General features: G+C 37.5%; 17 protein-coding genes and 1 pseudogene. 9 read left to right on the top strand and 9 right to left on the bottom strand.

The features are described from left to right. Window positions 1–52: 52 nt before the first annotated feature. The 3 genes from AC07VK_RS10075 to AC07VK_RS10065 all read right to left on the bottom strand — a co-directional run bounded on the left by AC07VK_RS10075 (window position 53) and on the right by AC07VK_RS10065 (window position 3,518). The gene (locus tag AC07VK_RS10075; protein WP_492960212.1) at window positions 53–2,038 is read right to left on the bottom strand and encodes a M1 family metallopeptidase; all 1,986 of its coding nucleotides are present in this window, start codon (window positions 2,036–2,038) and stop codon (window positions 53–55) included. Window positions 2,039–2,361: 323 nt separating this feature from the next. Beyond that, window positions 2,362–3,102, bottom strand: coding sequence for a carboxypeptidase-like regulatory domain-containing protein (locus AC07VK_RS10070; RefSeq protein WP_492960210.1), 741 nt, complete (start codon window positions 3,100–3,102; stop codon window positions 2,362–2,364). 68 nt (window positions 3,103–3,170) lie between these two features. After that, a complete protein-coding gene (locus tag AC07VK_RS10065; RefSeq protein ID WP_492954094.1) occupies window positions 3,171–3,518 on the bottom strand; it encodes a Spx/MgsR family RNA polymerase-binding regulatory protein in 348 nt (115 codons plus the stop codon). Window positions 3,519–4,003: 485 nt separating this feature from the next. On the opposite strand from AC07VK_RS10065, the gene AC07VK_RS10060 reads away from it, so the two are divergent. The 3 genes from AC07VK_RS10060 (at window position 4,004) to AC07VK_RS10050 (ending at window position 6,799) form a co-directional block, all read left to right on the top strand. Next, window positions 4,004–5,539: a sensor histidine kinase gene (locus AC07VK_RS10060; RefSeq protein WP_492954095.1), complete on the top strand. Its 1,536-nt coding sequence runs from the start codon at window positions 4,004–4,006 to the stop codon at window positions 5,537–5,539. 224 nt (window positions 5,540–5,763) lie between these two features. Continuing rightward, window positions 5,764–6,102, top strand: coding sequence for a GIY-YIG nuclease family protein (locus tag AC07VK_RS10055; RefSeq protein ID WP_492960208.1), 339 nt, complete (start codon window positions 5,764–5,766; stop codon window positions 6,100–6,102). A 22-nt stretch (window positions 6,103–6,124) separates the two neighbouring features. Beyond that, the gene (locus tag AC07VK_RS10050; RefSeq protein WP_492954097.1) at window positions 6,125–6,799 is read left to right on the top strand and encodes a LytR/AlgR family response regulator transcription factor; all 675 of its coding nucleotides are present in this window, start codon (window positions 6,125–6,127) and stop codon (window positions 6,797–6,799) included. A 243-nt stretch (window positions 6,800–7,042) separates the two neighbouring features. Here the strand turns inward: AC07VK_RS10050 and AC07VK_RS10045 are convergent. After that, a pseudogene (locus AC07VK_RS10045) lies at window positions 7,043–11,787 on the bottom strand (alpha-2-macroglobulin family protein). Between the two features lie 1,805 nt (window positions 11,788–13,592). On the opposite strand from AC07VK_RS10045, the gene ribH reads away from it, so the two are divergent. Then, a complete protein-coding gene (gene ribH / locus AC07VK_RS10040; RefSeq protein ID WP_492954099.1) occupies window positions 13,593–14,084 on the top strand; it encodes a 6,7-dimethyl-8-ribityllumazine synthase in 492 nt (163 codons plus the stop codon). Window positions 14,085–14,414: 330 nt separating this feature from the next. Continuing rightward, complete coding sequence (gene ytxJ / locus AC07VK_RS10035) at window positions 14,415–14,747, top strand: bacillithiol system redox-active protein YtxJ (RefSeq protein WP_492954100.1); 333 nt, start codon at window positions 14,415–14,417, stop codon at window positions 14,745–14,747. Between the two features lie 540 nt (window positions 14,748–15,287). Here the strand turns inward: ytxJ and AC07VK_RS10030 are convergent. Continuing rightward, a complete protein-coding gene (locus AC07VK_RS10030) occupies window positions 15,288–16,805 on the bottom strand; it encodes a malate:quinone oxidoreductase (protein ID WP_492954101.1) in 1,518 nt (505 codons plus the stop codon). Between the two features lie 385 nt (window positions 16,806–17,190). On the opposite strand from AC07VK_RS10030, the gene AC07VK_RS10025 reads away from it, so the two are divergent. Continuing rightward, window positions 17,191–18,492 (top strand): hypothetical protein, encoded by a 1,302-nt coding sequence (locus AC07VK_RS10025; protein WP_492960205.1) that lies wholly within the window; start codon window positions 17,191–17,193, stop codon window positions 18,490–18,492. A gap of 156 nt (window positions 18,493–18,648) precedes the next feature. Here the strand turns inward: AC07VK_RS10025 and AC07VK_RS10020 are convergent, their stop codons facing one another. Both AC07VK_RS10020 and msrA read right to left on the bottom strand, forming a co-directional pair. Next, on the bottom strand, window positions 18,649–18,999 hold the full coding sequence (locus tag AC07VK_RS10020; protein ID WP_492960203.1) for a VOC family protein: 351 nt from the start codon (window positions 18,997–18,999) through the stop codon (window positions 18,649–18,651). Window positions 19,000–19,192: 193 nt separating this feature from the next. Continuing rightward, window positions 19,193–19,792 (bottom strand): peptide-methionine (S)-S-oxide reductase MsrA, encoded by a 600-nt coding sequence (gene msrA, locus AC07VK_RS10015; RefSeq protein WP_029279958.1) that lies wholly within the window; start codon window positions 19,790–19,792, stop codon window positions 19,193–19,195. 270 nt (window positions 19,793–20,062) lie between these two features. On the opposite strand from msrA, the gene AC07VK_RS10010 reads away from it, so the two are divergent. The 3 genes from AC07VK_RS10010 (at window position 20,063) to AC07VK_RS10000 (ending at window position 23,488) form a co-directional block, all read left to right on the top strand. Next, entirely contained in the window at window positions 20,063–21,025 is a 963-nt protein-coding gene (locus AC07VK_RS10010; RefSeq protein ID WP_057932189.1) for an isopenicillin N synthase family dioxygenase, read from the top strand. A gap of 111 nt (window positions 21,026–21,136) precedes the next feature. Next, window positions 21,137–21,979 carry a DUF6929 family protein gene (locus tag AC07VK_RS10005; RefSeq protein WP_492960201.1) on the top strand — a complete coding sequence of 281 codons (843 nt, stop codon included), beginning with the start codon at window positions 21,137–21,139 and terminating at the stop codon, window positions 21,977–21,979. Window positions 21,980–22,069: 90 nt separating this feature from the next. Next, window positions 22,070–23,488: an FAD-binding oxidoreductase gene (locus AC07VK_RS10000; protein ID WP_492960199.1), complete on the top strand. Its 1,419-nt coding sequence runs from the start codon at window positions 22,070–22,072 to the stop codon at window positions 23,486–23,488. 60 nt (window positions 23,489–23,548) lie between these two features. Here AC07VK_RS10000 and AC07VK_RS09995 read toward each other — a convergent pair whose 3' ends face one another. Together AC07VK_RS09995 and AC07VK_RS09990 are read right to left on the bottom strand one after the other, a co-directional pair. Continuing rightward, window positions 23,549–24,070: a hypothetical protein gene (locus AC07VK_RS09995; protein ID WP_492960197.1), complete on the bottom strand. Its 522-nt coding sequence runs from the start codon at window positions 24,068–24,070 to the stop codon at window positions 23,549–23,551. A 75-nt stretch (window positions 24,071–24,145) separates the two neighbouring features. Then, window positions 24,146–25,903: a serine hydrolase domain-containing protein gene (locus tag AC07VK_RS09990; protein WP_492960195.1), complete on the bottom strand. Its 1,758-nt coding sequence runs from the start codon at window positions 25,901–25,903 to the stop codon at window positions 24,146–24,148. Window positions 25,904–25,927: the final 24 nt, after the last annotated feature.

Genomic DNA, 25,927 nt, shown 5'->3' with positions numbered 1-25,927 from the left:
AAACCTCCTGATCTTTTAAAATCAGGAGGCTATAATAATTATTCAGGCTAAATTAGTTACCTGTGGCTGTCCAGGTATTATTATCCGTATTCGAATCTGGTAATACTTTATTAGGATCTAAAGTAACTGATTCAATCTCTTCAGTTGTTGGATAACGTACCAACCAAGTTGCGTTTTTCATCCAAACATCAACAGGAATTTTTACGATATCCGTTTTACCGCTTTTGGTTTTAACCTGCAGGATAATCGGCATTGGCATTTTCTCCAGGTTTACAACTTTAATTGCGTAGCCCACCAATTTACCGTCTTGCTTAACGGCCTCAACACTGGCAATACCCTGATCCATTTTCCAGTTGTTTAACCACCAGCTTCTCCAGAACCAGGCTAAATCTTCGCCTGCGCCATTCTCCATCGATCGAAAGAAATCAAATGGGGTTGGATGTTTAAATGCCCAGTTTTTAATGTACTGGCGGAAAGCATAATCAAAACGGTCTTCGCCTAAAATTTGCGTTCTTAAAATATCCAGGCCCCATCCCGGTTTACTGTACAGGTTAACCCCGATATTTCTTTCGGCCATACCATCTGGCATCTGCATAATGTTTTCGTAAATTGGGTTACCAATAACGGCTTTACCGATCCTGTTTAAATCAGCAGGAGGACTAGCGTACTCGCCATTATTGAAATTTTTCTCAGAAATACCGTTGATGAAAGTATTAAAACCTTCGTCCATCCAGCCATATTTACGCTCGTTAGACCCCACAATCATCGGGAACCAGGTATGACCAAATTCGTGATCGATTACACCCCAGGCACCTGCTTTTTTAGCTTTCCAACCACAAAACACAATACCAGGATATTCCATACCGCCAATATTGGTTGCTACATTAACCGCCATTGGATATGGATATTCGAACCATTTGGTTGAATAGTGCTCAATGGTAGATTTTACATATTCTACACCACGGCCATATGCATCAACACCGTTGCTTTCTACAGGTTGTGCAGAAACAGCCAGAGATTTTTTACCGCTTGGCAGATTGATTCTTGCTGCATCTAACACAAAAGATTTAGATGAAGCCCAAGCCGCATCGCGTGCATTTAAGATTTTAAATCTCCAGGTTAATTTATCTTTCGCCGGACGGGATTTTGGATCTGTTACCTCCTCTTCTGTACGGATGTGAACGGTAGCATCGCTTAGTTTAGCGGCATTCCACCTTTTTAATTGTTCTGGGGTAAAAACTTCTGCAGGATTTAACAACTCGCCCGAGCCCATTACAATATGGCTTGCCGGTGCGGTAATGGCAAAATTAATATCGCCATACTCGCAATAAAATTCACCGCCGCCCCAATACGGCAAAGTATTCCATCCAATTACATCATCATATACACACATGCGTGGAAACCACTGTGCAATGGCAAAAATTTCACCGTTTTTTGTAGTTAAATGTCCTGTTCTGTCCGATCCCTCTTTTGGTACAACAAAAGAATAATCCATTTTAATCGTTACAATATCGCCATTGGCTGCCATTGGTTGGTCTAAACGGATCTGCATGCGCGTATCTTCTACCAAAGAAGTAAATTTTACAGCAGCAGCTTTTTGCGATACACTGATGTTCTGGATTTTATAACCACCATCAAATTTTTCCCCTTGTGCACCATAACGGCTACGCGCTGGCGTAATAGCATAGCCACGTGAAGTTTCTTTAAAAGTATTCTGGTCTAATTGCAGCCATAAATAAGGCAATTTATCGGGACTGTTATTTTTGTAAGTAATGGTAACGGTACCTGTAACCATGTTCTTTGTTTCATCGAGGCTAGCGGTAATGTTGTAATCAACGCGGTTCTGCCAATATTTTGGGCCGGGTGCCCCAATTGCAGAGCGGAATTCATTCCCGTTTTGTGTATAAAATAATGGTCCAAAGGCTTCAGCAGGGTTATAATTGGTAGCTGGTGCTGGTGTTGTAGCTTGTTGGGCAGATGCAGAAAAGGCAAAAACGCAACAAACTAAACAGAAAGTTATTAGTTTAGTCAATTTCATGATAATAATAAGGTTGTAATCAGGCGGTAAATATAAAAAATAACCACATATAGATTGATATGTGGTTATAATGTTACCAATAATGGCTATAATGTAGTTAAAAAGGCTTTTTAAACTTTAATTCGGTTAATATTTACTCGTATTTGTTAATTTTAATTTCCTTTCCTAACGATAGCCGACATGCTGACCTGTAACGAAGTGGAAAGCTACGAAGTAAATTTATTTACAAGTAGAAATAGTGTTTTCAATTGTCTTTTAGCTACTACGTAGTCAGCGCCTTTCATGTAAAGAGACCCTGAAATGAATTCAGGGACGAGTATTTATTAATTCGCTTTTAATTTGGGCAAATCCTGCAGTTTTCTTTCTTGCGGGGTTAATTTTTTCCATGCGACAAAGGCACGGGATATATAATAAGCATAACGGTATGGCCTTTCTGCCTTTACTGTCTCTACCGAAGGGCGATAAATAATCATGAAGTTTTTAAGTTCCTCCCCCTCTAGCTTGGTCATATCAGTAATGGCCTTTGCGGTAAAATTCTCATCAATTTCCTGGAGATACATTTCCTTTTCCTCTAAATCGGCCTCTTTTCGTTGTTGTCTTCTGTATTTACCATAGCCAAGGTTTAGGTTTAAGCCACCAACCTTGTCGGTCATCCGCTTACGGTTTAGGTTTCCACCTGTACTCAATAGCGTATATTTTTCGGCCAATGGATCTTTCGCATCTGTAACCTGACTATTCATCCGCACTGCTGTAATATCTACATCTTTTAAACTGTTCGATTTAACCGGAAGATATATTGTTCTATTTAACAGGTTGGTTAAGTACAGTGTATCGGTATGGTAGCCTACGGCAGAAAACTCTAAAAGATCGCCAATATTGGCACTAATGGTATACTTACCTTCATTATTTGTACTGGTTGATTTTTTACTGTTCAGATTTCTGATGCTAACACCAGGAAGAGAGAGCGTTTTTTTCGAGTAATCGAAAACCGTACCTGTGGTTACCGTTTGTGCAAAAACACCAACTGGCAAGGCAAGCAATAGAAAAATGATCAGTTTGTACATATTCAAAAGTAACTTAGTTCGACATTTAAAAGCTGCATTTAACAAACTTTAACATTAAAACAATTGAATTAGGCTAGTGTTTTTAAATAATTCTCATCATCAAACCCAATTAATATGGCTTTGTTGTTCTGCTCAATAATCGGGCGTTTTATGGCGCTGGTATTTTCTTTTAAATAAGCTATTGCCAAATCCTGGTTATCAATTTTAGCCTGCTCCTCTTTAGTGAGTTTTTTCCAGGTTAAACCTTTGCGGTTTAATACCGTTTCCCAACCGAAAGTATTACACCATTCATTTAATTTTTCAGTTGTAATGCCTTTTTTCTTGAAATCATGAAATTCAAAATCAACCTGATGTGCTTTTAACCAATCGAGCGATTTTTTAACTGTATTGCAATTTGGAATTCCGTAAACGGTCATATTGAATGAATGAATTTTGAATGAGTGAATATTTGATGATGAATGAATGTAAAAGCAAAGTTAATAAACTGTTTAGCTTTATGCTTAATATTTTGAAGATCCTTGTTTTATTGTGGCGATGGATGTGGTGTCCAATATTTCTATCTGACACAAATCGTGATTATTCATTTGGGTATCAATTCAGTCACCAGTCAGATGGTAACATCTGACTGCACAACGAACGGGAAACTTGATCTTAAAATCAAATGATCTTTCCCATGGTGTCGGATATTTCTATCCGACACAAAACTCAACTGTTAATCAATTTTCTGGATCCAACAAACTGTCAGATGGCAACATCTGACAGCACAACGAACAAGAAACTTAATCTTAAAATCAAATAATCCTAAAAATCCTGTTCATTCATCACATTTTTTAGCTCATCCATCACATTTTAAATATAGATGTAAATTCTCTTCGTAAAATTGTGGTATAAACTAAAACAAATGGTAATTCTTTCAGGCAACCCGTCAATAAAAACCAAAAACATCAACCAGCTTGAGTTTTGGATTTCTACAACACTATATATTCTGGCATTGATCAGTATTTGTTCGTCTACCGTTTATAACAGGGGTAATTCGTATCGTTTTGAAGAAAGCCAAATCGATTATAGTGTAATATCAAATTTCTTTGTACCCGAAGTATTTAAGATCAGCATTTTATATATCAGTTTTTTATTGTTCAATTTTTGCTTCATGCCTCAACTGGCAAACAGGAAAAACATCGCACTCAATCTTATTCTTAGCATTTTGGTAACATCGTTTTCTGTTGTTGCATGGATGGTTTTTAACACCTATTCTCAAGCTTACCGACTGTTAGAATATGATAACATCGAAAATGCCTACGGTATCTTTTTTGGAGAGGCTTTTACATATATCTTTTTTCTTTACCTGCTTTTTAATGCCTACGCATATTTTAATGAGCGGGGTTTAGAACTACTAAAAAGAATTCCCTTTTTAAAGCATTACAATAACAACATCATCCCAGAAATTTTTATTTCAACTAAAGTCTGGTTGATTTCGCTCATGGTATTTGCCGCAATACTTTCTTTAAAGATCGATCACGAAATATTGATTATCTGGCTAATTGTACCACCCGTAAATATTTTCTTTGCCTTTTGTGCTATTTATTACATCATTCCAAATCTCAGAAAGAATTTTAAAGGTTTTGGTCGGTATTTTTGGGGAAATGTAGGTTTAACCATTATCATTTCGCTGCTACTGCTCATGATCTTAATCCCCTTTATGCACAATGGCGAAGCCGTACCCATTACTTTAATTTTCAATGCAATATGTTTAATGTGTATTACTACGCCATCTGCCTGGTATGTTTACAAGCATAAATTTGAAAAACTCAGCGAAATCCAGATGCTTAAAACGGAGTTGGGTAAATCGGATGCGAACCTTAATTTCTTAAAATCGCAGATCAATCCGCACTTCTTGTTCAATGCTTTAAATACACTGTTTGGAACAGCTTTGCAGGAAAATGCAGAAAGAACAGGCGAAGGGATCCAGAAACTGGGTGATATGATGCGTTTTATGCTCCATGAAAATACCCAGGATAAAATTTCATTAACCCGCGAGGTAGAATACCTGAACAATTATATTGATTTGCAAAAGCTCCGTACCTCCCGCTCTGCAGATATCAGGATTGATACACATATTGAAGAGCAGTTGAATAACCTGCAGATTACGCCGATGCTGTTGATTCCATTTATAGAAAATGCATTTAAACATGGTATCAGCCTGCAACAGCCTTCGTACATTAAGATTACACTGCAAACCAAAGAAAAAACTTTATATTTTGATGTAAGCAATAGCATTTACATCAAGGCAGATAACGATCCGGAAAAATTAAAAAGTGGTATCGGACTAGAAAATGTTAAACAACGCTTATCATTACTTTATCATGGAAAACACGAATTGATTATCCGTGAAAGTGCAAATGAGTTTTTTGTTCATTTAACTTTGACGTTGGATTAGTCCTTCGACTTTGCTTATGGCAACCCATAATTTGTCATGTCAATATAAATGATAATTTATCTGCGACTGTCACCCTGAGCGTAGTCGAAGGGCAGTAGATCAAAAATATCTGTTGGGATTAATCTTGATTTTATTATATTTAAAATGTCCTTCGACTCCGCTCAGGATGACACCACGCGTTAGTATAAAGCAAAGACGAAGTACCGACAAGTCAAAATAAAAATATGAATACCTACACCGTTTATATTCTAAAATGTGCTGATAATTCATATTACACAGGGGTTACCAATGATATTAATAGACGGTTATATGAACATCATAATGCTATAAATCCAACTTGCTATACTTCAACAAAAAGACCGCTAGTTTTAGTATTTTGCGAGCACTTTGAAGATATTAATGAAGCGATTAGCTTTGAAAAGCAAGTTAAAGGCTGGTCCAGAAAAAAGAAAGAGGCCATTATAAACGATAACTGGGATAAACTTAAAGAACTATCCATTTGTAAAAACATTACGAGCATACAAATTTTACCAGATAATTGGCTTCGACTACACTCCGCCTGATATCCACCAACACAAATACAAAATGATTGCCATTGCTATAGATGATGAACCGATTGCTTTAGAGATTATACAATCACACGCCTCAAAAGTTCCATTTGTAACGTTGCAACAAACTTTTACCGATGCCTTTGCTGCCATCAGCTATCTTCAGCAAAACAAGGTTGATTTAATTTTTCTGGATATCAAAATGCCAGATATCAGTGGTATTGATTTTTTAAAGAGTTTGAACAAGCCCCCAATGGTTATCTTTACAACGGCCTATACGGAGCATGCTGTGCAGAGTTTTGAGCTCGATGCTGTCGATTATCTGTTAAAACCTTTTTCACTTTCTCGTTTTTTAAAGGCTTGCAATAAAGCCCAGGAACTATTTAACCTGCGCAACCAGAAGCAGGGAACAAAAACAGAATATATTTTCGTAAAAGACGGTTACGAGCAGATTAAAGTGGAGTTGGACGAAATTCTTTATGTGGAGGCCTCAGGCAACTATACCCAGATCCAGCTAAAAAACAAACTTTTAAGCTCAAGGATTACCATTAACGATTTGGCTGAACTGTTGCCAAAAGCAGATTTTATCCGCTGTCACCGGGCTTTTATTGTAGCTAAAAATAAAATATCCAAATTTGACCGCAGCCAAATTTGGATTGGAGAAAAAATTATCCCTATCGGGGCAACCTATACCAATATTAAACTTACTTAATGTAATTTAAGAGGTTGTATCATAAAGGCGATTTCACCTCAGATGAGGTCATGTTGAGCCTGTCGAAACACCCTAAATCGTATTTAAGCAGGTCCTTCGACAAGCTCAGGATGAAAAATCTATATTTATGATACAACCACTTGTGCTTCGTTGGTTAGCCCCTGAAATAAATTACCTTCGGTGAACTCGCTTAAAGCTCGGTTTACTCTGTAGCTTTCCGCTTCGCTCTAGGCGGCCAACCTCTTAAGGTTTTACATTTACCCTTATCCCTGCAGAATGTGTTGTAAACTCAGGTGCATACATGCTTTGCAAAGAGGTAATTCCATTTGAAAAATTTCCGGCATGCGTAACCCGCAGGGGATATTCAAATACGTAGGTTCCTTTAGGCATGTAACTGATAAAGAAATTGGTTGAAGCATCTTTTGTACTTTCATAATAACCCAAACCATCCTGATATTTATACCTAGAGTTACGTTTACAGGTTCAAAACCCGATGAGCGCATATCTTTCAAATGAATATATTCCATATCCCGATCACAATAAATTTCAATACGCACTTTCAATAAATCGCCAGGGGCCAAAATATTGGTTGCCGTAAGCGGAATTAAAACATCGCCTTTTGCGCTAGCTTTTTGGACAAATAATTGCTTGTTGATTTTAACACCTGTATTGGCCGGGGTAATTTTATCCAGTTGCTCAAAATATTGCCAGTACAATGCGCCCCAGGCTATGGTTTGGTTATTGTTTTTAACCTGTACTTTCCCCATTTCTGGTTTTACATTAGCCGCTGCAATAGTTAATTTTTGATAACCCGTTCCGGCTTCTTTTGTGGCATTTGGCTGTTGTAAATCGGCTAGTTTTTGATTTCCGATCATAATTTCAGGATCATTACTTTCACTTAATAAGTCGGTACCTTTCATTAACAATGCATAACAGGCAGCAGCAGTAGCTTTGGTTGTTTTCCAATCGTTGGTCTGTTTGTTTTTAAGCAACCAGATTTTCATTTCCTCCACCGATCTGGCATCTTTAGTCACCTCGTCGAAAGCCTCTATTAATAAAGCCTGTGTTTCTATCGGGCTTTGGTACCACCACCAGCCAGCTTTATTGGTAGCCCAATACATGCCGAGTTCATCATTTTGCTGAGCCGTTTGATTTAATAACGTAATGATTTTTTTGGCTTCTACCTCATTGCTGTTTCTATTTAAAACCAAGGCGGTTTGTGCCAACTGGTACGTATCAAATGTTTTCCAGTTCGCTATTAATTTTTTTAGATAGAAATCTTTGGCCTTTAAAAAATCTGCATTGTTGTTTTTTTGATTGGTGTAGCTTCTGGCGAATAGGTAGTGCAAAGGTAAATAGGCAAAACGTTTTCCTTTCACTTCATCTTTATAATCTTTAACCAGCTGTGCATCTAAATAAATAATGGCTTTGTTAAGCATTACATTAAAATTAGGATAAGCTTTTTCGTCAATCAGTTTTAGTTTTTTTAACTGGCCCATGCCTAAAACAATGTGCTGTGTGATGTACCGATCTTCCTGCATGCCATTAAACCAAGGAAAGGCACCATTATTAAATTGCATTTTCTCTAACTTTTCGAAGTTGTTTTTCAACTCGTAAGTCATTCTATTTAAATCGAAAAGTATGGCTAAACGTTTTTTACGCTCGTTTTCATTATCGGCATTACGTACCCAAGGTGTTTCTTCTAACAAAATTGATTTGAGCTCCTGGTTTTTTTCCAGGTTAGATAAGAGGGCTTCGCCATTATTTGTGTTTTGCCATTGTTCGAAAACGGTTTTAATTTTAGGTGACGAATTAATAATACCTGTTGCAAAACTATTGGCATAAAACCGGCTAAAAGTTTGCTCAGCGCACTCATAGGGATATTCCATCAAATAAGGCAATGCCTGCACAGCGTACCAGATGGGATTTGAGGTAAACTCGAAAGTTAAACTTTGGTTACGCAAGGTTTTTGAAGCTCCTGATTTCTCCAGCTTCTCAAAATCGAAAGTTTTAGTTGTATTACCGCGTACGTTTATGGGCATACTTTCGGTAACCAACATGGCATTTGCCAAAACCGGAATGGTATTTTCTTCACCATCGCTAAACTTGCCACTTTGGGCCAAAACTTTATAGGTTATGGCACTAATACCAGATGGAATAATTAATGTCCATTTTAAAACGGTGTTGCCTGCATCATCAACTTCGAAAGTTTTTTCGGTTTTTTCGTTTGCCTCAAAAATCTGGATCGGTTTAGCTGTTAAGGCATCGGTAAGTACTAAACTGGCATTGCCGATAAGTTTTTTGCCCGCCAGGTTATTTAGTTTGGCGCTTAATAAAATGGTATCCCCTTCGCGGAAAAAACGTGGGGCATTAATGGCAATGGCCAACTGTTTTTGGGTAACCAATTCGTTGATGATCGATGCCGTTTTTAAATCTTTGGTATGTGCAAACCCCATCATTTTATAGCGTGTTAAACTTTGCGGGATGGTAAACTCGATCTTGATTTCGCCTTTGGCATCGGTTATCAATTGAGGATAAAAAAATGCGAGCTCGTTGAAATTGGTACGTGGCGCGATGTTAGGTTTTTTGATGACAGGCTTGCCATTTACGATTTCCAAACCTGTTTTAGGGTCGTAACTGTTAATGCTTACGAAATCATATGATCCCGCATCATCTACTGCAACTGCTTCCCCTTTTAACTTTTCGACTGTTGGTGGCGCTGCACTTAAACCTGCTGCCTTCCCTTGCAAGGTAGCTGAACCTCTGATCTGTACCGATGCACTTGCCACCTCCTTTTTCTGCGACCCATAGCCCACAACCACCACCTCATTTAAAGCATTTCCATCTTCCTTCAGGCTTACATCTATCCGTTTTTTAGCGCCTACTTTTATAGATTGGTTTTTAAAACCTACAAAAGCAAAACTCAAGGTTTCTCCTGCTTTAGCATCAATGGTATAAATACCAAAAACATTAGTAGTGGTTATTGTTTTGCCAGATTTCACCTGTACACCTGGTAATATTTCACCATGTTCATCGAATACCACACCGTGGGTTAATTTACCATTGGCCAACTCAGCTAATTTCTGAACAGCCTCAGGAGATAAACCTCTTTTTTTTGTCCTTTTCAGACTGTTTATGTAATTACGGTAACTATAGTTGTAACCACCATAGTAATTGTAACCGAATAAATTAAGACTTTCGTAACCACGTGTAATTACACCATGATTATTTTCAGATCGTAAAAACCATAAATAACCCGCGTTAGCGACATCATTTACATTGAAGTTCCAAGTGTAAAAATAGTAGTTAAAGCCTGTTGGTAACTGCGTATTCCAATCCATTCTTTTCAAGTCGTCCAAACTTGCGTCGTATAGCGTAGCTACCATTTCGGCCATCTGTTTCTCGCCATTTTTATTACTGATCTGCAGCTTCCAACTCTCCTTTTCTCCGGGCTGCAGTTTATTTCTAAAGGTTAAAAATTTAATATCTAACTCTTTTTTCGGATCTATAATTTTAACCTGTTGCATAGAACTGTAAATCATACCTTGATGTACCATGGTAAACTGTACGGCAAAACCATTCTCGTAATTACCTTTCGGTTTAATTTTAACAAAACTTTGCTTTGGCGATAGATTAAGCCATACCTTTTCGGCTATACTATCACGATAATAAACTTCATAATAAGCCCTGCTGTTATCTGCTAAGCCTGCCAAGCGAAAAACAGCACTTTCAGTCGGTTTTATTACACTTACTTCAGCGGCAATCCATTCGATATTAGATTGTATCGTTGCCGGCTCTTCCTTATAAATAACTAAATACTTATCTACGCTAATGGAATCGTTTTGCTCGTTTATGGCTATTAAATTGATTTTATAATAACCTGGTTTTAGATTTTTCTGATTGAAGGTTAAACTCCCCCGACCATTTTTGGCCGTCGGGTTTTGCTTTAATTCTACCGATTTTATGGGCCATTTGGCTACTTCGAGTTCGTTATTATAATCCTCATTAGGAAAACACTTAATAAACGCCTCTTTACTTAATGCATAGTTTTCGGCATAAAACGGACTCTTGTTCATTAACCTGGATGGTGCCTGCAACAAACTCCATTCGGCCTTAACATTCGCTTTAATGGGTTCGTTGTTTAAATTGGTTACCCAGAATTGGATACTATCGGTTTTATTGCTTACATAAATAACCTGTTCGGCACTGACACTAAGATTGATATCTTTTTGGCCCACATTTATAGCCATAGTTTTCGTTCGGGTTTCGCCATTTAAATCTGTTACCTCAGTTTCAATTTCGTAGCTATAATTCTGTTTGGTATTGGTGGCCTTTGCAAAAAAGGTAATATCGAATTTACCACCCGGTTTGGTACTTGTTCTGCCAATGGCAATTTGCTGCCTCTCGAAACCCCTTGAACCATAAATTGCTGCATGCTGTGCATAATTTGACCGATAATCGTAGATTGCCCTGCGGAAGATCTTATAATTTATTTTCGCATTGCTTACTGAATATCCAGAAAAAGCACTGGCTTTACCATGTACTTTAATACTATCGTTTAATTTGTATTTTTGGTTGGGCTTATCAAAAACGATTTCAAAAGTTGGGCGTTTATATTCTTCAACCTGCACATTAATACGTCCATAATCGGTTTCGATCTCCATGTTGCCGTTTAGTTTCCCCATTGGTATACTAAAGGAACCCTGAAAAGTACCATAATCATTACTGGTAACATTTTTTGTTGCTATTTCCTTACCATTGGCATCGTTAAAAAAAACCTCAATTACCTTATTTACCACAATTTTATTTTTGCCATCTTCCGATTGCAAGCATATACCCTTATAGTAAATGGTTTGACCCGGTCGATAAATAGGTCTATCAGTAAAAAGAATTACACGCTCTTTATCATCGTCATCCCGATAGCTGTTATAATTATTGATGTTTAATTTCAATTCGTCTTTCCCAAAAGTCGCCACCGCAAAAGACATATTCCTATCGGTTTCATTTGTCGTTGCATAACCATTTTCATCAGTGGTAATTAAATCGCCATTAATGTATTTCCGCTTGTTATAATCATATCGCTGTTGCTGGATTTTAACATTTTTTAATGGTGCACCGTTGCTCAGCTGGCTAACAAAATATTCATGTTTTTCAATATTGCGCCTGTTGATTACAGCCATTGCAGTAACCTTAAAATTAATATTGCTATAAACAGTATCTTTTTGTTCGCGGTTAACAGTTTGGGCAATCAAGGTATAATTACCAAAGGGTAAACTGTCTATTTTATCAATTAAGGTATGGCTTTGGTAATCACTGGTTTTCGGCACTATCACAAACCATTTTTTGATTATTTTATTTTGATTAAAAAAAGCTAAAAAGCCATCTTTGTTTTTAAACTGTTCGTAATCATTATGGGGTTCGGGTGCTTTAAACAGCCTAATATGTACTGTATCTGTATTTTTATATGATAAATATAACTGTGCAGGTTTATCCGGCTGGATATATCCTTTTATTTTAATTGACAATTCGCTGCTTTTAATCTGCCTGATTAAATTTTCTGCATTTTGAGCACCGATACTTTTAGGATAGGCCTCAACAGCCTTCTTAGCTAAAGCAACGGCTGTTAAAAGATTTTGTCTGTTGGTATCAACAGGCAATTGCGCATTTTTATGCATCAGTGCCTGTTCATATAAAATATCGGCATAAACTTCGGCCTGGGTGCTTTGTTCGGCTAAATTACGCAAAGCGTTATTGTATAATTCCTGATTATCGCCACTAAAATTTCGTTGTATAAATTTTAAGCGTTTTAAATCAACATCCGCCAATGCCGAAAAGTTATTGCTGTTTTGATGAAATCTGATCAGGTTTTTAAATAACAGTAAGGCTTGCGGTTTAAACAATGTACTGTCATCTGTGAGTTCCATCGCTAAAAAATCCTGTCTGTTGCCAAACCAAGCGGCATTGCTCATATCAATTGAGTCATCATCATATTGTGTAAGGTTAATCTGTGTGTTGCTAAAAACATCGATAGCCCGGTGTGCAAGCAGATCGTACAGCGTTGGCCTGTAATTCCGGTTATTTTTATCACCCGCCAAAACGGCATCCAAAACATCAACTTTAGTTTGTTGTAAAATTTTGGCTTCTTTTAACGATAACAGGTAGTACTTTATCGTTTCCTCATTTAGTTTTTTAATGCTCCAGGTTTTAATGTCATTGCCAATATCGCCCTGTACTTGTGTTCGCGATCCAATTTGCCACCTGTTTTGTTGCAAATAATTCCAATATGTTTCGGCTAGAAGCGACTGTAAAATGCTTTTTTCGGGTTGTTTGGCATTGTTGATGTCTGTGCACAGGTTAACCAAAATTTTATCAAAGGCATTTTCTTCCAAATAGCTTTGAAACATCATCCGGTAGATAACTGATTTGATCAATAATGGTGCATTGTTCTCTTTCTGTGCCGCTTGATTTATTTTTTCGATCAAAGTCAGGGCATCCTTGGGTTTGGCTTGGTTAGCAAGAGAGTCAACCCGATAAAAATCGGCCAGCGTATATTTATGCTGAGCAGAAACATCGAAGGAAAACAAAAAGGTAAAAAGAAATAAAGCGGAGATACGTAATGATATGTTCATAAGATGGCTTTGCGTTTTAATATAGATGGGCAGAACGTAAAAATTCCATAAGCGATTAAAATTTTATCTGATTATTATACTAAGCTAACCATAACTGAACTAAATGTTACAAGTAACAAACATTAAGGTTTTTAACATTCGAAGCATAACATTATCTTTGCCCCATGTCAACACAATTAAAAAATCTATCTGATTTCTCTCACACCACAGTTCCGAGTGGAGCTAACTACACATTCGGAATTATTGTAGCCGAGTGGAATGCCGAAATTACCGGTGCTTTGTACAATGGTGCATTAAAAACATTGTTAGCTAATGGTGTTGCTGAAGAAAATATAATTTCTTTACCTGTGCCGGGAAGTTTTGAATTAACAGGTGGTGCAGAAATTCTATTGAGCAAAAGAAGCGATATAGATGCCGTAATCTGTTTAGGGTGTGTGATTCAGGGCGACACAAAACATTTCGATTTTATTTGCGATGCAGTGGCACAGGGTATAACCAATGTTGGCATTAAGTATAGTAAACCGGTTATCTTCGGGGTTTTAACCACCAATAACCTAGAGCAGGCGCAAGACCGTGCTGGTGGCAAACATGGCAATAAAGGAGATGAGGCTGCAATTACTGCCATTAAAATGGCTGATTTTTCGGCTCAAATTTAAACTTGCGTTTTAATAATTATTTGTAACTTAGAAGTTTAAAAATTAACAGATCCCGATGAAACCATCATAACTCGTTCATGATCGCTTCATCACCATTGAAATAACAATATATATACGGATGAAAAAAGTAGCCATCTTACTATTGGCGGTGTTTTGCACCATTACCATTTTAGAATCTTGTTCTTCTAAACTTTGTCCTGCTTACGGATCTTATCCAGAAGGAAAACGCAGAAGGAATTAATCTATCTCATTTGTAATCTCATATTCAGGTCATTTACAGAACTTTATTTAACTGTAATTGTTGTCCTGTAAAACAATACGTATAATATCATGACTTGGGTTAACTTAACTTCAATAGAACAGCTTGACGAGATCAAGAATGCAAGCGGTTTTAGCCTTATTTTTAAGCACAGCACACGTTGCTCAATTAGTTTAATGGCCAAAAAGAACTTCGAATTTGATTGGGACATCATTCCTGCAGACACAAAACTTTACTTTTTAGATTTAATTAGTTATCGTGATATTTCCAATCAGATCGCCGAAGTGTTTCAGGTAGCACACCAATCGCCACAGATCTTATTAATTAAAGATGGCGAGTGTGTATTGGAAGCATCGCACAGTGATATTTCTGCCGATGAAGTTGCAGAAGTAATTGCGGCTTAACCATAAAGTATTTTTCACAAAAGAGGGTATTCAAGCAATTGGATACCCTCTTTTGCGTGGTAAGGATATGTCTCATTTTTTTGAAAAGCAAGGTCCGGTTTGCTATTGGTTACTGTAGTCCTGCTGTACACTGTAGTCCCGATGAACAATCGGGAGCTGCCGTTCCCATCAGGTTTATTGAGGTAAGGCCTGTGAAGAGAAAAACACCAAACGTTCCTACGGAACGAAAAAATATTTCTCCTCAAGTGTTACCTGTGAAACGTTCCTAACGGAACGAAAGAAAACCAATGTTACTCATGAACCATCCGTAAGAATATGATGACAGATAGCTATAACGTATCGGCCGTCCCTTCGGGACGAATGATAGGTAGCAAATAACATTTTGTTATTTGTGTTCGTTCCGTAGGAACGTTTGGTGATGCAAATGATCAATTACCTATCCCATTATGGTCTCTGTGCGGACACAGACCATGGAAATACCTAAAACAAAAAAGTCCCGATTTACACCGGGACTTTGTATAAGATATATCGTTGTTTCAATTAAGCTATTACAGCATTTTCAATTTTTAGCACTTTTGAGGTTCTGTTTCTGGTTTCTTTACAAAGATCCGCATCTTCCGCAAGTGATTTTCCATAAGTCGGAATCATTTCTTTGATTTTCGCCTGCCACTCGTCGGTAGCTAAATCTTCTGCAAAGCAACGGTTTAATAAATCGAGCATGATAGAAACAGCTGTTGATGCACCAGGAGAAGCGCCCAGCAAAGCTGCAATAGAACCATCAGCAGCACTTACCACCTCTGTACCAAACTCTAAAATACCGCCTTGTTTTTCGTCTTTTTTAATTACCTGAACACGCTGCCCGGCATATTCCAGTTCCCAATCTTTAAGTTCGGCAGTTGGTAAATATTCTTTCAACGCTTCCAATCTGTCTTCTGGCGACTGCCTAACCTGCTCTATTAAATACTTGGTTAAATCGAGGTTATGCAATCCGGCAGAGAGCATCGGACGGATGTTGTTAAATTTAATTGATTTTGGTAAATCCAGGAATGAGCCATTTTTAAGGAATTTGGTAGAGAAACCAGCATACGGGCCAAATAATAATGCCTGTTTGCCATTAATCATTCTGGTATCTAAGTGTGGAACCGACATTGGTGGCGCACCAACCGCTGCCTTACCATATACCTTTGCATGGTGTTTTTTGATAATTTCTTCATTGGTACATTTCAGCCATTGCCCACTAACAGGGAAACCGCCAAAACCTTTTCCCTCAGGAATATCCGATTTTTCCAATAATGGCAAAGAACCGCCACCGGCACCGATAAATACAAATTTAGCTACACGTTTACGTTTATCGCCGGTTTCTAAATCTTTAACTTTTACGATCCAATTGCCGTCTTTATTCTTTTTCAGGTCGCGGATTTCGTGATTGAAATGCAGATTAACATTGCTTTGTTCCTTTAAGTTGTTAAACATATCACGGGTTAAGGTTCCGAAATTAACATCGGTTCCCAGATCCATCTTTGTTGCTGCAACTTTTTCGCCCTTTTTACGGCCATCCATTATTAAGGGTGCCCAGTTTTTTACAAGCTCGGTATCCTCTGTATATTGCATGTCGCTAAACAGGTCGCATTGCGTTAATGCATCGTAGCGTTTTTTTAGGTATTCTACATTCTTTTTTCCCCAAACAAAACTCATGTGAGGAATATTGCGGATAAAATTACAAGGGTCAGAAACCAATCCCTTGTTCACTAAATATGACCAAAATTGTTTAGAAACTTCAAAATGTTCTGCAATCTGAACCGCCTTTTTTATTTCAACCGTACCATCCTTCTTTTCGGGCGTATAGTTTAATTCGCAAAAAGCAGAGTGTCCCGTTCCGGCATTATTCCAGGCATCAGAACTTTCTGCCGCCGCAATATCTAAACGTTCGTAAATTTCTATGCTTAAATTGGGCTCTAATTGTTTTAACAAAACACCCAGGGTTGCACTCATGATGCCAGCCCCTATTAAAATTACATCAGCGTCAGTTTTACCAACTGTCTTTTTCTTTTTTGTCATCTTAGCTTAAAGGAGTTACAAATTTAGAATGATTTTAAACATCCTACGAATTTTAGGCCATTAAATCTGAAAAAATTGCCAAAAAATTAGAAATACTTTCCTCTTTTTGACATGTTCTAATCAAATTTTAATCCAAAAATTAGTTTAGTCAATAACAAAACAAATAGAACATAAAACTGACCACAGAAACCGATTGTTAATTTGCTAATAGTACCATCTATTTCCTTTAAAAATTTATCATTTTACTTTTAAAAACTCAAAAAAATTTAAATTTCGATAATTAAGGAATGTCCTGAAAGGCTAAATTTAGAAGAATCTGCGTTTTTCATTTTTTTTCTTTCCTAAAATGTTAGTTTTAAACATCTATTCGTTTAAAACATGCCTCATGAAGAATTTAATTTTATTTTGCGTTGTCCTATTTTTAGCTTCCTGTTCTGGCGAAAAAACCGATCAGCTTTTACTCGAACTTGATAAAAAGAAACTGGTCGAAAACATCAATTACGATAAAATCATATTTTATAAATTTGCTAAAATAGCTGTCCGTTCAACCGCTGTTCAGGATACCACCCAGCCCGAGTATCAGAAATTCAGCAAACAGGCACAAAGTGTTGTTCGAACCTTAAATAAAGTGAACGGGCATGGAAATGAAAACATTTCTGTAATAGACGCCTTAAGGTTGTATAAAGAATATAGATCGGTTAAACAATTTGTAAAAGAAACCGATGAAGATGTTTTTCCTCTCCTAACAGCTGGTTTTATCGCGATGAAAACGGGCGTAAAAACGCCGCAACCATTTTTTAAGGATACAAACAAGGCCTACTATCAAAATATAGAACATGCCATTTTAAGCATGGCTGTACTGGCCACCAGAGATCTGGGGCAACCTTTTGCTTTATATGAATGTGCCAAAACTCAACCAGAACTGCTGGATGATAACGAAATTAAAACACTTTTAGAATTTGTGCGCGGTTTCTTGTTTTTTAGCAACAACCTGTTTTATTTATCTGAAGATGGCCTTTCGAGAAACATTAAATGGCTGGATAAAAACGAGAAAATCCCACTCCCCTACACCAAATCATTTTTTGGCTGGAGCCGTTTAAATGATGAGCAGACACATTTGTCTTTCCATAGCATGAACTATCTTTTTAGAGGTTTTGACAGAATGAGAATGGAGCGAAAAATTGATGAAGAAAGATCGCTTGAAGATTTTGAGGCTTTCTTAAACGACATGAACAAACTGGGCATTCAAAACGAACTGGTTTGGGGAATAACCGCTTATTTGAATTTAAAGAAAGAGCGACCCGAGAAATCACTTCCAGCATTGGAAAAGCTGAGCAAAAGCCCACTATTTTCTAACAGCGAACGCGAAGCACTACAACAAACTATCGTTTATGTAAAAGACCGCGACTCAGACAAGGCTTTAACCAGTGTGTACGACAAAGCATTTATCGGTAAAATCGCCACTAAATACATGGTTGCGGTACTCTCGAAAATAGACTGGGAAAAACTGATGAAACAGCAGGGTGTTCCTTATACCGAAGAAGTATTTGCTGGCATAGGCAAGTTTAAAGCGCTTTCTAATTCGGTGAGTGAGTATACACAGCCCTCAACCATAGAAAAGGGTAAAAAAGAAATTGGCAAAAAAGGTAGCGAACTGCTCGAAAAAGCTAAAGGTTTTTTGAATTAAAAGACGATTCGTCATCTCGATCCGATAGCTATCGGATGAAGCGCAGCGGAATGGAGAGATCTTTTAACATAGTTCAAAGATTTCTCCACTGCGGTCGAAATGACGCCCCACCTAAACCTGTCATCGTAACTCTAATGTTTTGTCAAAAATTAGCTCTCAATAATGACTTAAAATATTAATCAGTTTCCCAAATGGGTCTCTGGTATAAAAACGCCTAACACCCCATGGTTCATCAGCCGGACCATATTCGATCGGAAATCCGGCGGCTTTCACCTTTTCCAATATATCATCAACGTTTTCAACTTCGATGGATAGATCTGGTGTTGGCGTACCCGACCCACCTTCTGAAGCAAAGCTGATCTGTACATCCATTTTTTGCCCCGGAGTACCATAAGTTGCAATCCAACCGTGATCCATTAGCAGATCAAGCCCCAAAATATCTTTATAAAAACTTACTGCATCAGCAATTTTTTGGGTATTGATATTAAGCACGATTCTTTTTACCATAGATAGAAGTTTAAATTCCTAAAATAGGAAAAGAGGTTGTATCATAAAGGCGATTTCAGCTCTGATGCTGTCGTGTTGAGCCTGTCGAAACACCTTTAAGCGTATTTAAACATGTCCTTCAACAAGCTCTCCGTAGGAGTCCTTTGGACAGGATGATAGATATTTATGATACAACCTCAGTCAACCAAGTTTATCAGTTTTTAAGCTTCGCTTTAAATATTTTTTCCAGTTTTTCTATTTTGGGCTGAATTACCAATCTGCAATAGGGTTCACTTCCGTTTTTATTGAAATAGTTCTGGTGGTAATTTTCTGCAATATAAAATGGCTTGGCTGCTTCAATTGCTGTTACCACTTTTTTGCCATAAGCATTGGTTTTATTCAACTCTGCCTTATACTTTTCTGCCAAAGCTTTTTGCTCAGCCGTGTGATAAAAAACAACTGAACGGTATTGTGTACCGCTATCGGCACCCTGACGGTTTAATGTTGTAGGATCGTGGCTTTTCCAAAAAACTTCCAATAAATCATCATAAGAAATCACCATCGGGTTATAGGTAATCTCTAAAACCTCGGCATGCCCTGTCGCACCGGTACATACTTCCTCGTAAGTTGGATTGGTTAAAGTACCGCCTTCATAACCAGATTTAACCGATACAACGCCCTTTAAACGTTGAAAAATGGCTTCAGTGCACCAAAAACAGCCCATTCCGAATGTGGCTTTCTCTGTCTTTTTCCCTTGCGCATTTGCCTGATTTAAGGCCAATACCGATAAAAGAATTAAAATTATTTTTTTCATTTTGTGTGTGTTTAATTTATTAGTCGCAAATAACCAATTTACCTCACCGTTCATCAAGTTATTTTCCAGTTAATTATACGAAATTAAACAAAGCCTAGTTTGCGTTTAAATTATAATGGATTTAGTGTGACAATCGATCATTGCATTCATTTTCTGATTTTGTTAATAACTTAAAAAACTGTATATTAATTTATTAAATACTTAATACACAACCGAAACGCACTTATTAACAATTCTTTTTTAAATTCGTAAAACATTAAATATAAAATTATGTCTACACCGTATATTCCTTGTTTAGATTTAGGCTCTTACATCAATGGTTCTGCAGAAGACCGTAAAAAGTTTTCTGATGAATTGGGCAGGGCTTTTAACGATTCGGGTTTTGTTACCATTACCAACCATGGTTTAAGCCAGGAATTAATTGATAAGCTTTATGAAAATATTAAAGCTGCCTTTTCGCTTCCTGTTGAAACCAAAAGGAAATACGAGAAACCAGAATTAGCTGGTCAACGTGGTTACACCAGTGCAGGCAAAGAAACAGCTAAAGGGGCTAAAACTCCAGATTTGAAAGAGTTCTGGCAGATTGGCCAGGAAGTAACTGATGGTGACCCTGTTAAAAATGAGTATCCTGATAACGAGATTTTAGAGGAATTACCAGAGTTTAACAAAGTTACAGGCGATATTTATAAAAAGCTGGAAGAAAACGGGACACATCTGTTACGTGCCATTGCGACTTACTTGGAATTGCCAATCAATTATTTCGACAAACATGTTCATAACGGAAATTCTATTTTGAGGGGTATCCATTACTTCCCGATCGAAAATCCTGAAACCATTCCAGACGATGCGGTACGTGCAGGTGCGCATGAAGACATCAATTTGATCACCTTATTAATCGGTGCCAGTGCAGATGGTTTAGAAGTATTAACCCGCAGCAATGAGTGGTTGCCGATTAAAGCACATCATACCGATATTGTGGTGAATGTGGGTGATATGTTACAGCGTTTAACCAACAATAAATTAAAATCGACTACACATAGAGTGGTAAACCCACCCCGTGAACTGATGAAAACATCGCGCTTCTCTGTTCCTTTTTTCTTACATCCACGCAGCGACATGGATTTAACAAGCTTGCCATCAACCATTGATGCGGAACACCCTAAAGCTTATAGCGATATGACTGCCGGAGAATATTTGGATGAGAGATTAAGAGAAATTGGATTGAAAAAATAAAAAAAGATCGTCATTGCTGAGAGACTCGATTTTTCATCGAGACGCTGCAATCTTATTCAAAAAAATACTAAGCATCGGCCAAAACCGGTGCTTTTTTTATTATTTTCAAACATGCATTCGACAACTTTAGACGTTTTTGCTGAGATTGATGGCATTGGTTCTGCTTCGGGTTTATTTCTTCACGAAGATTTACTGTATATCATTGGCGATAACAGTGGCTATTTGAATGAATACAATATCAAAACCAAAAAGCTACGCAAAATTCAGATCTTATTTGACAAAACACTTGATCAGTTAGAAAATATACCTAAATCCTTAAAACCCGATTTCGAAATCCTTTGTCAGCACGGCGATAAATTATACATTTTAGGTTCTGGCTCCACACCCAAAAGAAACCTGATGATCGAATTCGACCTGAAAACACAAAAAGTTTTTCAAAAAGACCTCACCGAAACTTATTCCTTACTTAAATCTATCTCCAAAACAGATGATCAGAACTTTAACCTGGAAGGTGCAATCTGTACAGGCAATAAGTGGCTACTTTTTAACCGTGGCAACGGGATCGATGCAAAGAACGGCATATTCAATATCCAGGGAGTAGACTTAGCTAAAGCTAAACAAGCTAAGTTCAACTCTTTTAAGCTTCCAAATATTGATCATGTTGAATCCTCTTTTACAGATGCTGTATTGGTAAAAAATGAAATATTTTTCATTGCTACCGCAGAAGATACCAAATCGACTTATGCAGATGGTGAAATTTTGGGCAGTTTTATTGGCAGCATTAACCTGCAAAGCCTAAAACTAGCTTTTAGCAATAAAATCTCAGGCAAGCATAAGTTCGAAGGCATTACTTTACTTAATCAAGGTGAGCATAGTACAACTTTCCTATTGTGCGAAGATCGTGATAGCGAAGAACTTAAAACGGTAATTTATAAGTTGGTTCTAAATCATTAACTTAACGGGCAGTTAACTTTCTATAAAACAACCTATTAGATTTAACAATTTTAATATCATTGTATATAAACCCAAAAGCATCTGATCACTATGAAACGCTCCCCTCTCAGCATTTTTCTAATCCTCACTACTTTACTTCTTGCGTGCCAGCCTGATAAACCGATTGTACAAAAGAACGTCGTAAACGATGTTACCGAGCTCAACCCCATAAAGGTTGCCAACATAATTACCCCGCGAACTTCTACTGAAATTATTAAAGCAGTTAAAGGCCACAACGGGCCAATCTCGATAGGTGGAGGCCGGTTTAGTCAAGGTGGACAAACGGCTACAGAAAATGCCCTGCAAATTGATATGAGAATGTTTAACAGGATTTTAAGCTTCTCCAAAGAACGGAAGGAAGTTACAGTTCAGGCGGGTATAAGGTGGCGAGAGCTGATCCAGTTTATTGACCTATATGATTTATCTGTTAAAATTATGCAGACTTATGCGAATTTCACCGTTGGTGGTTCACTTAGCGTTAATGTTCATGGGCGTTACGTTGGGCAGGGACCAATTATCTTATCGGTTAAAAGTTTTAAGATCGTTTTGGCTGACGGAAGTTTCATCACTGCAAGCCCAACGGTTAATAATGAGGTTTTTTATGCAGCCATAGGTGGCTACGGTGGAATTGGCGTAATCACTGAAATAACCTTATCGCTAACAGAGAATTATAAAATAGAGAAAAACGATACGTTAATGAATATTGCGGGATACAAAAAATTCTTCTTTTCCAGCATTAGAAATAAACCTCGATTTGTATTTCATAACGCAGATATATACCCAAACAGCTACACCAAAGTTAGAGCGGTTACTTATGCCAGAACCGAAAATAAATTAACTGTAACCGAGCGTTTAAAACCAAATGACAAAAACTATTGGCTGAAAAAATTTGCCATGAAAGTAGTTGCTGGTTCTGATTTTGGAAAGTGGTTAAGGCAACACATTGCAGATCCATTACATTATACAGGTAAAGTTGTTGAATGGAGAAATTATGAAGCTACCTATGATGTAAAAGAGTTGGAACCCAACTCAAGAAAAAAAGCCACCTACGTTTTACAAGAATATTTTATCCCTGTAGATCGTTTTGATTCCTTTTATCCAAAAATGGTTAAAGTATTAAAAAGCAATGATGTAAATGTGATCAATATTTCAATCCGGCATGCAAATAAAGATACGGGATCGTATCTCGCCTGGGCGAAGGAGGAAGTTTTTGCTTTCGTAATTTATTACAAACAGGAAGTATCTGATACAGAAAAGGCAAAAGTAACCCAATGGACAAGGGCCCTGATTGATGCATCGCTTTCTGAAAAAGGTACTTACTATCTGCCTTACCAACTACAGGCTACTCAATCACAGTTTTCAAAAGCTTATCCAAATGCTGAATCATTTTTTAAACTGAAAAAGAAATACGATCCTAATTATAAATTCAGAAATAAGCTTTTTGATGCCTATTATAACTGTAAAAATTAATTATTTAAAGAATTGTCAACTTTAATAGCCAGTTTGCCAGAAAGTTGACAACTCCTAATTTTAATTTTTCAACAAGCTCCTTACGGTAACCTGTGGCGTTTCGCCTGCGGGAACAATAAAAATAGCATCGTTTTCGATTACCTGTCCTTCATCAAAGTAGTATCCGGCTGTAACCGGAAGAATCGCCGTGATTGATTTTCCGTCTTTGTCTTTTGTCGGATAGGTGACGTTAATTAAATGGCTTTTCATGCTCACCTGAACCTTTTTTGAGGTTAACCTTGCACCTGTGGCATTGATACAATCTAACTCTATAATTTTTGAATTAGAAATCCCAGTAAGATCCAATGAATTGGCCAAACGGATATTAAAAGATTTGCCAGTATTGTTTTTGATCGAAGCTAAAACTTTATAGCGGTCAAAATCCTGGTCTTTTATGGTCAACTTTTCTTTATTGGTAACAGAATAGGTTACGGCAATTCCGTTTACATCTACGGTTTCTCCATCTTTAATCTGCTGTGCATTTGCGATTGAAATCACTGCAAAAAAAAGCAGTAAAAAAGTTAATGTTTTAATTAATTTCATAGTATTAAGCTGTTTTTAGGTTTGTATTCTGAAATTACGAATAAAAATAAACTTGATCAATGATTATAGCTGATTCTATTTCTTCGATTCGTCGATGGCTTTGTTCACCACATCTTCTATCCTACCTCTAATTTTTAAGTTCGATAACTTATCGGTAACGGTGGGATTAACACGGTTAGATAAAAATACATATACCAAACCACGGGACGGATCTACCCACACACAAGTTCCGGTATAACCGGTATGACCATAAGTTTGTGGAGAAGCAAGCTCCGAGGGATAATGTTTAGTCGTATCCGGATCCCAACGATCGAAACCCAAACCCCTACGGCTAACATTCGATTGCTTCGAGGTAAACATATCTACTGTCGAATTTTTGAAATATTCTACACCACCATAAGTTCCGCGGTTTAAAAGCATCTGATAAATAATGGCCAGATCGTTGGCACTGGCAAATAAACCCGCATGCCCAGAAACTCCACCCGCCAAAGCCGCGCCCTGATCGTGCACATAGCCCACTAATAATGTCTTCCTGAAGTAGGTATCCATTTCTGTTGGGATAATCTGTTCTGGTTTAAAGCGGTTACGCGGCAAGAAACCTGCCGTTTGCATACCTAATGGTTTGTAAAAGTTTTCGTAGGTATATTGATTTAAAGGCTCTTCGCTAATATGCTCCACAATATCTTTCATTACATACATACTAATATCGCTGTACACATATTTGCCGCGTGTTTTAATTGGCGAATTGAGCATTTTAGGCCACATAAAATCTTTGAAAAAGCCTTTTTTGATATAATAATTATCGGCCACTTTGGTCGGATAAGCTGCCGAAGAATCCCTGCTATAATCACCTGTTTTCACATAATCGTGGAAAGGGATATAAGGAATGAAACCAGCCTGGTGCAACATCACCTCACGAACCTGGATATTGTTCATCGGCGTAGTACGCGCCTTTGGGATATAAGCACCGATGTTGGTATCTAATTTCAACTTTCCTTCTTCAAACAAACGCATTACGGCCGGTGTAGTTGCCGTTACCTTGGTTACAGAGGCCAGATCGAAAATATCGGTTACTTTATCAGGCACATTGGTATCATAAGTATGTGTGCCGTATGCTTTGTTAAAGATCACTTTACCATCTTTAGCTACTAAAACCACCAATCCTGGCGTTGCTTTCTGTGCAATCGCTTCAGCGGCAATGGCATCAATTTCTTTTAAGTTATTTGAGTTTAAGCCCGCATCTTCGGGTACGGTATATTTTAAACGGATGGCTGTTGTAGTAAAACCAGACCCCATGGTATAACGGGCAGAATATGCTGTTGTTAGTTTATTCGAAGCGGCAATGCCACCAAAAATATATTGCGGCACAATGGCAGCCGCATCTGCACTGTTTTGGGCAGTCCACACAATTGGCGATTTTAACTGATCGAATGATTTTAAACCTGGTCCGTTACCAAAAAAAGAAATAATTACTTGTTTATTTTTACTGATACTGTTAATGAAATTAATGTATTTCGCCTTGTTTACATTCTGATCATCGATACTGATTAAAATGGTATTAAAATATTTAAGATCATCTTCTAAATCGTTCAAATTCACGCTATCTTTATAAGAATCGGCAGAAAATGAGGTGATTTTGTCATATTTATTCGCCAAACTATCGAAAACGGTACTGTAAGCAAAGCTCAGGCTAACCGAAGCAATATTCTTTTTCTCCAACGATTTTAAAGGAATAACACCATCCTGATTATTTAATAACACGGTTGCATTAGCTATCGCGTTGGCAATAGCCAGTTTTTTCTCATTCGCTGTATGCTCCTGTGCGCAGGCCATTAAACATAAAATATTGCAGCAAAA

This window comes from Pedobacter sp. GW821-FHT01D05 (assembly GCF_059422505.1).
This window is presented reverse-complemented; position numbering and strand designations above follow the sequence as displayed.

Bases quoted from the DNA above. Each gene is read 5' to 3' on its own strand.
- AC07VK_RS10075 (WP_492960212.1), bottom strand. From the start codon at position 2,038: ATGAAATTGACTAAACTAATAACTTTCTGTTTAGTTTGTTGCGTTTTT.
- AC07VK_RS10070 (WP_492960210.1), bottom strand. From the start codon at position 3,102: ATGTACAAACTGATCATTTTTCTATTGCTTGCCTTGCCAGTTGGTGTT.
- AC07VK_RS10065 (WP_492954094.1), bottom strand. From the start codon at position 3,518: ATGACCGTTTACGGAATTCCAAATTGCAATACAGTTAAAAAATCGCTC.
- AC07VK_RS10060 (WP_492954095.1), top strand. From the start codon at position 4,004: ATGGTAATTCTTTCAGGCAACCCGTCAATAAAAACCAAAAACATCAAC.
- AC07VK_RS10055 (WP_492960208.1), top strand. From the start codon at position 5,764: ATGAATACCTACACCGTTTATATTCTAAAATGTGCTGATAATTCATAT.
- AC07VK_RS10050 (WP_492954097.1), top strand. From the start codon at position 6,125: ATGATTGCCATTGCTATAGATGATGAACCGATTGCTTTAGAGATTATA.
- ribH (WP_492954099.1), top strand. From the start codon at position 13,593: ATGTCAACACAATTAAAAAATCTATCTGATTTCTCTCACACCACAGTT.
- ytxJ (WP_492954100.1), top strand. From the start codon at position 14,415: ATGACTTGGGTTAACTTAACTTCAATAGAACAGCTTGACGAGATCAAG.
- AC07VK_RS10030 (WP_492954101.1), bottom strand. From the start codon at position 16,805: ATGACAAAAAAGAAAAAGACAGTTGGTAAAACTGACGCTGATGTAATT.
- AC07VK_RS10025 (WP_492960205.1), top strand. From the start codon at position 17,191: ATGAAGAATTTAATTTTATTTTGCGTTGTCCTATTTTTAGCTTCCTGT.
- AC07VK_RS10020 (WP_492960203.1), bottom strand. From the start codon at position 18,999: ATGGTAAAAAGAATCGTGCTTAATATCAATACCCAAAAAATTGCTGAT.
- msrA (WP_029279958.1), bottom strand. From the start codon at position 19,792: ATGAAAAAAATAATTTTAATTCTTTTATCGGTATTGGCCTTAAATCAG.
- AC07VK_RS10010 (WP_057932189.1), top strand. From the start codon at position 20,063: ATGTCTACACCGTATATTCCTTGTTTAGATTTAGGCTCTTACATCAAT.
- AC07VK_RS10005 (WP_492960201.1), top strand. From the start codon at position 21,137: ATGCATTCGACAACTTTAGACGTTTTTGCTGAGATTGATGGCATTGGT.
- AC07VK_RS10000 (WP_492960199.1), top strand. From the start codon at position 22,070: ATGAAACGCTCCCCTCTCAGCATTTTTCTAATCCTCACTACTTTACTT.
- AC07VK_RS09995 (WP_492960197.1), bottom strand. From the start codon at position 24,070: ATGAAATTAATTAAAACATTAACTTTTTTACTGCTTTTTTTTGCAGTG.
- AC07VK_RS09990 (WP_492960195.1), bottom strand. From the start codon at position 25,903: ATGGCCTGCGCACAGGAGCATACAGCGAATGAGAAAAAACTGGCTATT.